The sequence below is a fragment of the Phytoactinopolyspora endophytica genome (assembly GCF_004138495.1).
GTDB lineage: Bacteria > Actinomycetota > Actinomycetes > Jiangellales > Jiangellaceae > Phytoactinopolyspora > Phytoactinopolyspora endophytica.
This window is the reverse complement of the sequence record NZ_ML142854.1, coordinates 19366-24886: the sequence shown is the minus strand read 5'-3', so window position 1 is coordinate 24886 and position 5521 is coordinate 19366. Positions and strand designations below refer to the sequence as shown.

The following is a 5521-nucleotide window of genomic DNA, read 5'->3' as shown; positions in this document are numbered from 1 at the left end:
TCGTGGCAGCGCTGGCACTCGCCGGAATCCTGTCCGCCGGACAGTCTGCCCGGCGACAGGCCGCCGCGGCCGCGGACCTCGCCGCACTCGCGGCAGCCACCCATATGGACCGCGATCCGGCAACCGCGTGCACCACCGCCGAAGCCATCGCCGTCGCCAACGGCGCAGAAATGCGCAGTTGCGTCGTCGACGGCCGCGAGGTCGAAGTACAGGTCCGCGTCCTTGTCACCGGCACGGGCTCGTCATGGCTGCCACCTCAAGACCGACGTGCCCGTGCCGGTCCACGCTAGGCATTTCCACCGTTCGGGAGAACAGGCCCGCAGCGACATCGACGATGCCTGGCAGGCGCTCGGGTAGCGCGTAGCGAGGTCAGGCCTCGGGAGCTTGTGCACCAGTACGGGTCGCGCCGACGCAGGCGATGACAACGCACCCGATAGCCGCCCATTCACGCAGCTGCAACACCTCATTGAGCAGAACCAGGCCCACGAGAGCTGCGGCCACGGGTTCGATACTCATGAGGATCCCGAACACCTTCGCCGGCATCCGGCGCAGCGCCTCGAGCTCCAGCGAGTAGGGGATCACGGACGAGAGCAAGCCGATGGCGATCGCGATCACGAACAGGTCTGGCTCCACCAGCTGGGTACCTCCAGCGCTGACTCCGACCGGAGCCATGACGGCCATGCCCACAACGCTCGCCACCGCCAAACCGGACGAGCCCTCGAAACGGCGACCGGTCTGGGCACTGAGCAGGATGTACGATGCCCAGCCAGCAGCGGCCAGCAGCGCGAACGCGATACCCACCGGGTCGAGCTCGCCGGCATCTCCACGCATCAGCATGACGACACCCAAGGCGGCAAGCCCTACCCACAGCAGGTCGAGGCGGCGCCGAGAGAACGCCACGGAGACGCCGAGCGGCCCCAGGAACTCGATAGTGACGGCGATACCCAGCGGGATCCTGGCGAACGACTGGTAGATGGCGAAGTTCATCGTCGCCAGCGCCAAGCCGAACCCGACCAGCACCAGCTTGTCCGACCGTGTGGCCGCACGCAGCGACTTCTTGAGCAACGGCCGGCTCGCGAGAGTGAGCACCACGGCGGACGTCAGCAGCCGCATGAAGACCACCGCGCTCGGTGGCAGGCTGTCGAAGATCCCCTTGGCGATCCCGGCTCCAAGCTGGACCGATACGATGCCGCCCACCACCAGGCCCGGGGGCGGGACCGAACGTAGCAGCGCCGTCATTCCAGAACCACGTCCAGCAACCGGATCGCACCGGCCTTGTCGAGGGGCTCGTTACCGTTGCCGCATTTCGGAGACTGCACACATGAGGGACAGCCACGTTCACACGGGCACTCGGCCACCGTCCGCCGGGTCATACCGAGCCATTCGGCGGCGGCTCGGTACCCACGCTCCGCGAATCCTGCTCCGCCAGGATGACCGTCGTGCACGAACACCGTGAGCAGGCCGGTTTCCGCGTGCCGGACCGTGGACAGCCCGCCGACGTCCCAACGGTCGCAGCTGGCGATCAGCGGGAGCATCCCGATCGACGCGTGCTCCGCCGCATGCGCCGCGCCGGCAGCGTCAGCCTCATCAACGCCAGCGCCTGTGATCGCATCGTCCGGCAACGTCCACCACACCGATCGAGTCCGCAGGTGTCGCTCGGGGAGATCCAGCGGCTCGCTCCCGATGATCTCGCCGCTGCCGAGCAGGCGCTTGGTGTAGCCGACGACTTGGCTGGTGACCTCGACGTCTCCGAGCACCAACCGCGCATGCCGCCCCATCCGGGAGTCCGATTCCGCCACGATCCGCAGCGCGCTGACCTCTTGCGCCGACGTCGTGTAGTCCGGGGCCTCACGTTGGACAAGTGCGACCCCTGCCTCCAGGTCCAGCGACTGGACGACGTATGTCTCGCCCTGGTGCACATAGACCGCGCCGGGGTGGGCGCCGGAATGTGCCCGCACCTCATCGACAGTCCCGAGCACCCGGCCTGTCTCCGGCTCCACGAGCGTGACCAGCCCGCCGGAACCTCGCAGGTCAGCCAGGTCGGCCGGCCGGTCCCGCCTGGTCCAATGCCACCGGGGGTGCCGATCGCCACGGCGGCGCAGCAGGCCTTCCGACACGAGCGTGTCCAGGACGCCGGACGTCGTCGGTCCGAAAAGGTCGACATCCGCGTCCGACAGCGACCTCTCCGCGGCCGCCGCACAGAGATGGGGCGCCAGCACGTACGGATTGCTGGGGTCGAGCACGGTGGCCTCGATGGGCCGGGAGAACACCGCCTCCGGGTGATGGACGACGTACGAGTCGAGCGGGTCGTCGCTGGCGATCAGTACCGCCAGCGCATCCCGGCCGGCCCGGCCGGCCCGGCCCGCCTGCTGCCACAACGACGCCAGCGTCCCCGGCCAGCCCGCGATCAGCACCGCGTCCAGCCCGCTGACGTCCACTCCGAGCTCCAGCGCGGTCGTCGCGGCGACGCCGAGCAACCGCCCGTCCTGGAGGGCGGCCTCCAGCGCTCGCCGCTCGTGGGCCAGGTAGCCGGCTCGATATGACGCGACTCGCTCCGGCAGCTCCGGATCAACCGCCCGTAACGTGGCCCGCGCGAGGCCGGCAACGGTCTCCGAGGCACGACGCGAGCGGACGAAGGCGACCGAGCGTGCATCGGCGATGACCAGGTCAGCCAGCAGGTCTGCGGTCTCGGCCAGCACGCTTCGGCGTCCTGCCTTCTCCGCGTCGGCCCCGGCGTCGCCCGGACGGAACGGGGGCTCCCACAGCAGGAACGATAGGGCTCCCTTGGGCGATGCGTCGTCGGTCACCGCCGCCGCTTCGAGGCCGGTCAGCTGTCCGGCGGTCGCAGCGGGGTCGGCCGTCGTCGCCGATGCGAGAATGAACGTCGGCGTCGAGCCATAGCCCGCACAGATCCGGCGCAGTCTACGCAGCACCTGAGCGACGTGCGAACCGAAGACGCCGCGATACTCGTGACACTCGTCGACGACGACGAACCGCAGCGATCGCAGGAAACCCGCCCAGCGGTGGTGCCCGGGGAGCATCGACCGGTGCAGCATGTCCGGGTTGGTCAGGAGGTAGGTCGCATGGTTACGGGCCATCGTCCGCAGCTCCGACGGGGTGTCTCCGTCATACGTGGTCGCGACGACGTCCGGGACGCCCAATTCGTCCACCGCCCGAAGCTGATCGGCCGCAAGCGCCTTCGTCGGCGAGATATACAGTGTCGTCCCACCACGCCGTCGTCCGGCCCGCGCAGCGCTCAAGGCCGGCAGCAGATATGCCATCGACTTGCCGGACGCGGTACCGGTGGCGACGATGACCGACCGCCCGTTCCACGCCAGAGTGGCCGCTTCTACCTGATGCAGCCAGGGCGCGGCGATACCGCACGCCTCGTAGCGCTCGCGCACAAGCGGATCCACCCAGTCGGGCCACCGCCCGGTCCGACCCGCCCGAGCCGCCATCGACTCGACATGGGTGACTCGACCAGCCCGTTGAGGATGGGAGAGCAGCTTGTCGAGCAGATCAGTGGAACGGAGCACGTTCGAGAGTCTCGCATCCCCGCGCTCGCCACCCCGTGTGCGCACCCGTCCGGTGGCACGAGAACGGTGCCGTCATCCGCTGCGCGTGGTTCAATTACCTGTAGAGACGCCGAGCAGTTCAGTGTCGGTGGAACCGACCCGGGATTGCAGACGTCCAATAGGTCACGTGAGTGTTAGTACGCATGATCGTGAGGGGGGATCACCCGTCGTGATCGATCTGGAGGCTCTAGGTGGACCTGTCGTTGTCGTCTCGTGTTGACAGTGGCCCGTTGGGCGATCGGAGTGTAGTCGAGGTCGCCGGCGAGATCGACGTCTACACGGCACCCAAACTGCGCGAACAATTGGTCGATATCGTGGACGCCGGTCAGTACCACATCATTGTTGACATGCAGCGCGTCGAATTTCTAGACTCAACCGGTTTGGGTGTGCTTGTGGGCGGGCTGAAGCGGGTCCGCCAGTATGAAGGTTCTCTGCGGCTGGTGTGTACCCAGGAACGGATCCTGAAGATATTCCGAATCACGGGCCTGACCAAGGTGTTTCCCATTCACGAGACGCTCGAGGAAGCCCTGCGCGAGGGTTGAGCACACCAGAGCGGCGCCGATGCCGGACAGCGGGCGCGGTTCCCTGCGCGATGCGTCCCGCCCGCCCCTGACTCAGGCGTAAACAGTCACCAATGGTGTCCTCGCCGCCCACCCGATGTGAAACCTCGGCGGCCGGGGATCTAGACTCCCGGACCAGATGGGGCCGGGAGTCGCACCGATGCGAAGGCCGGCCCTGTGTTGGTTGTCCATGATCCCACGGCCGAAGCGTGGGGTCCCCCCGATCACAGCCTTCACGTTTTGTGTCAGGGCTACGTCAAGGAGGACGAATGACCGGGCCTGTATATGCCGTCGACGGGCAGGCAATCTCGTTGTCCGGAGGAAACCTGTCGTATGTCATCGTCGTCGCGCTCATCGCGCTGGCGGCGCTGGTCATGGCAGCGTTGTTCCGGCGAGAGGTGCTCGCCGCCGGCGAGGGCACCGAGAACATGCAGAGGATCGCACACGCCGTCCAGGAAGGCGCCTCGGCCTACCTCAATAGGCAGTTCAAGACACTGAGCGTCTTCGCCGCGCTCGCGTTCGCTCTGCTCTTCTTGCTCCCGGGCGACGCCGACGTGCGGATCGGACGATCGATCTTCTTCCTTGTGGGAGCGGGTTTCTCCGGTGCCGTCGGCTATCTCGGCATGTGGCTGGCCACGCGGGCGAACGTACGAGTCGCTGCTGCCTCCCGGGACAACGGCCGCGAACCGGCCATGAGGATCGCCTACCGCACCGGCGGCGTCGTCGGTATGGCCACTGTCGGACTCGGGCTGTTCGGAGCCGCCGCAGTGGTGCTGATCTACGAAGGAGACGCACCGTCCGTCCTCGAGGGATTCGGATTCGGCGCGGCCCTGCTTGCCATGTTCATGCGTGTGGGCGGCGGGATCTTCACCAAGGCCGCGGACGTCGGCGCTGACCTGGTCGGCAAGGTCGAGCAGGGCATTCCGGAAGACGACCCGCGCAACGCGGCCACGATCGCGGACAACGTCGGGGACAACGTCGGCGACTGCGCCGGCATGGCCGCGGACCTGTTCGAGTCGTACGCCGTCACGCTCGTGGCGGCGCTGATCCTGGGATCCGCCGCGTTCGGCGCTGAGGGTCTCGTCTTCCCGTTGATCGTTCCGGCGATCGGTGCGCTGACCGCCGTGCTCGGCATCTTCTTCACTCGCGCTCGGCCCGGCGAGAGTGGCCTGAAAACGATCAACCGAGCATTCTTCCTATCGGCCGCGGTTGCCGCGGTGCTCTCGACCCTCGCGGCCTTCGCCTACCTGCCAGGCACCTTCGAGGAGCTCGAGGGAGGCATCGGGAGCGATCACGACGGCGATCCGCGGCTGCTCGCGACTGCCGCGGTCATCATCGGGATCGTCCTGGCCAGCGCCATCCTCTGGCTGACCGGTTACTACACCG

General features: G+C 67.6%; 5 protein-coding genes. 3 read left to right on the top strand and 2 right to left on the bottom strand.

Annotated features, from left to right (window positions below; translation table 11 throughout):
• The coding region (locus ELR45_RS13145) for an Rv3654c family TadE-like protein (RefSeq protein WP_129666642.1) at positions 1–290 on the top strand (290 nt) is incomplete at its 5' end.
• A 79-nt stretch (positions 291–369) separates the two neighbouring features.
• On the opposite strand, the gene ELR45_RS13140 is transcribed toward ELR45_RS13145, so the two are convergent.
• Together ELR45_RS13140 and ELR45_RS13135 are read right to left on the bottom strand one after the other, a co-directional pair.
• Complete coding sequence (locus ELR45_RS13140; protein WP_129666639.1) at positions 370–1239, bottom strand: EamA family transporter; 870 nt, start codon at positions 1237–1239, stop codon at positions 370–372.
• Positions 1236–3536 (bottom strand): DEAD/DEAH box helicase, encoded by a 2301-nt coding sequence (locus tag ELR45_RS13135; protein WP_240759633.1) that lies wholly within the window; start codon positions 3534–3536, stop codon positions 1236–1238. Before ELR45_RS13135 ends, ELR45_RS13140 begins: the two co-directional genes overlap by 4 nt.
• A gap of 230 nt (positions 3537–3766) precedes the next feature.
• On the opposite strand from ELR45_RS13135, the gene ELR45_RS13130 reads away from it, so the two are divergent.
• A complete protein-coding gene (locus ELR45_RS13130) occupies positions 3767–4117 on the top strand; it encodes an STAS domain-containing protein (RefSeq protein WP_129666635.1) in 351 nt (116 codons plus the stop codon).
• A 287-nt stretch (positions 4118–4404) separates the two neighbouring features.
• Positions 4405–5521: sodium/proton-translocating pyrophosphatase (locus ELR45_RS37765; protein ID WP_205856536.1), on the top strand; the 1117-nt coding region annotated here is incomplete at its 3' end.